Raw genomic sequence first — 2,573 nt, 5'->3', positions numbered from 1 at the left:
CTTTAAAAGAGAGACGCACTATACCGCCAGTAAGTTAGGTCGGCATTTTACGCTCTATTCAACCCCTGATTATCCATCAAAACAACTTATTGTTACTGCCCATGGTTCTTTTGATTTATACAGTAAGGCCGTTCCAATACCCGATGGGGTGACATTAAAATTCTTAAATCCACACAGAACTAGATTAAGGGATCCGGGTATTGATAACCTCGCAATGGATAAGAAGTATACATTATTTTCTATTTCGAATGAGTATCTAGATTTACATAGTCAACTCGCGGTTGAGCAAATGGAATTGTTGGGAATATGGGCAGTAACAGGCGAGGATAATAATATAACTTCTGAAGTAACAGAAGAAAATAATAATGGGAAAATTAATATTAAAAATTATATATTAACCAAATATGATCGCGATACACCCGATAGAATAAGTAATGCATTGGCTGCCAATCGAGCGTTTACACAAACAACTCAAAAACAAACAGTCAGAACGGATATTGCCACAGTAAGACACTCGATCACTTGGGATGGGCTCATTATACCTTCAATAACGACAATAGGACGTCTTTTCAATGAGTTAAAGGCAAATGATATTCACTATGACAATATTGTCTGCTCATTTTGTCGTTCCAGACAGGANCAGTCAGAACGGATATTGCCACAGTAAGACACTCGATCACTTGGGATGGGCTCATTATACCTTCAATAACGACAATAGGACGTCTTTTCAATGAGTTAAAGGCAAATGATATTCACTATGACAATATTGTCTGCTCATTTTGTCGTTCCAGACAGGACAAGCTCAATCTGAGCTATGATCCTATGGAACAGAAACTAGAATTATTGCAATACTCTTAATCATGCTTAGAGGCTAAGAACTAAGCGCGGTTAAATTAATCACGAGATATTTAGTTTAGAAATAAATTAATATTATATTTTCATGAAAAAAGATATTTAACCGCCATTAACCATTAACGAAATAATGATTATCGATAAAGAGAAAATTGAAAGGAATTAAAAAGATGTTAAATCAACAATTACACACAAGCACCCCAACAGTGGTGGTTTATGATAATCGTGGAGCTGCTATTCGTGAAATTAATTATTGTCGTCATCCCGACATAATAAATAAAACAGATGAACGCATTACGCGTCACCATTATCATCCTCGCGGTTATTTAGAACGCAGTGTTGATGCAAGATTGTATGAAGCTCAGCAATCAGACGCCACTATTCAACACAATATTCAGCAAGTGGTGAGTTTAAGTGGCGCATTATCACTGTCACAAGGTATTGATAATGGAAATAGCTTTAATCTTAATGATATTGAAGGCACGGTTGCACAACAGATTAATGCCAAAGGCACCGTGACAACCTACGAGTATTCCGCTCAAAGCATTGAGCGATATTTAGAGCAAGTCAAAGAAGGGAAATTAGGGGATCTAGACACGAAGGTAATTCAAAAATTGAAGTGGGGACAAGGAAACGCGAGTGAGTTAATCGGCACCAATCAAGTGGGAAAATGTATCGAGCACTTTGATACCGCGGGTAAAAAAACGTATAGCCATTATTCGTTACAAGGCGCGGTAATATCAGAAACACAACAGTTCATTGTAGGTAATAACATTAATTGGGGTACTGACAGTGAGCAAGGTATTCAACAAGCTGAAAAATTTACCACTCAATATACTTATGATGCCACGGGTACTGTATTAGAAGAAACCGATGCTAAAGGCCATCAACGCCGTCTTGCCTATGATATTGTGGGTTTTGTTAAGCAATCTTGGCTGACCTTAAAAGGCCAATCAGAGCAAGTTATTTTACATTCACTCACTTACTCAGCCGCAGGGGAAAAATTACGTGAAGCGCACGGTAATGGCTTAGTCACCACTTATAAATATGAGCCAGAAACCCAACGTTTACTGCAAGTGAGAACACAGCGGCCTCAAGGCCATGCCTTAGGGGCGAAGGTAATGCAAGATCTGCGTTATGAGTACGATGCTGTCGGGAATATTATTTGTTTGAAAAACGATGCTGAAGCGACTCGCTACTGGCGTAATCAGAAAGTGGTGCCAGAAAATCGTTATGTGTATGACTCTCTGTATCAATTGGTGAGCGCTGCTGGGCGTGAATCGGCCAATCAACAAACACCCGCGTCAATGCAATCTCAGAAAGTCGCCACATTAGTCAAAGATACGCAAAGCTACACTAATTACACCCGTTTATACACCTATGATAGAGGCGGCAATTTAACCCAAATTCGCCACGCGTCTTCGATTGCACAGCAAAGTTTCACTCATGAGATTACCGTTTCAAATAAAACCAATCGTGCCTTATTAAAGTCACAGTGTTCAGAACCTCAAAACGTGGATAGCTATTTTGATGAGAGCGGTAATTTAACCCAGCTTCTTAATGGTGATGCCCTTATTTGGGATAGCCGTAATCATTTAAAAGCCACAAATCATGCCAGTGAGAGTGGATATTTATATGAAGGTGAAACCTATCAATATAACAGTGCGAGCCAACGTGTGATGAAAATACGCGGGCGTAAAGCGGCTGGCGGTGATTTAGAA

General features: G+C 39.3%; 1 protein-coding gene and 1 pseudogene. Both read left to right on the top strand.

What is annotated here, in order from left to right:
- Positions 1-88 precede the first annotated feature (88 nt).
- The gene (locus B6258_RS18510; RefSeq protein WP_476704260.1) at positions 89-667 is read left to right on the top strand and encodes a putative adhesin; all 579 of its coding nucleotides are present in this window, start codon (positions 89-91) and stop codon (positions 665-667) included.
- Positions 668-1,022: 355 nt separating this feature from the next.
- A pseudogene (locus B6258_RS10475) lies at positions 1,023-2,573 on the top strand (hypothetical protein); the annotation flags it as partial.

Source organism: Proteus alimentorum (genome assembly GCF_002607735.1).
In the GTDB taxonomy this organism is placed as follows: Bacteria; Pseudomonadota; Gammaproteobacteria; order Enterobacterales; family Enterobacteriaceae; genus Proteus; species Proteus alimentorum.
Note: the sequence above shows the minus strand (reverse complement) of the source record. Positions and strands in the feature narration are given on the sequence as shown.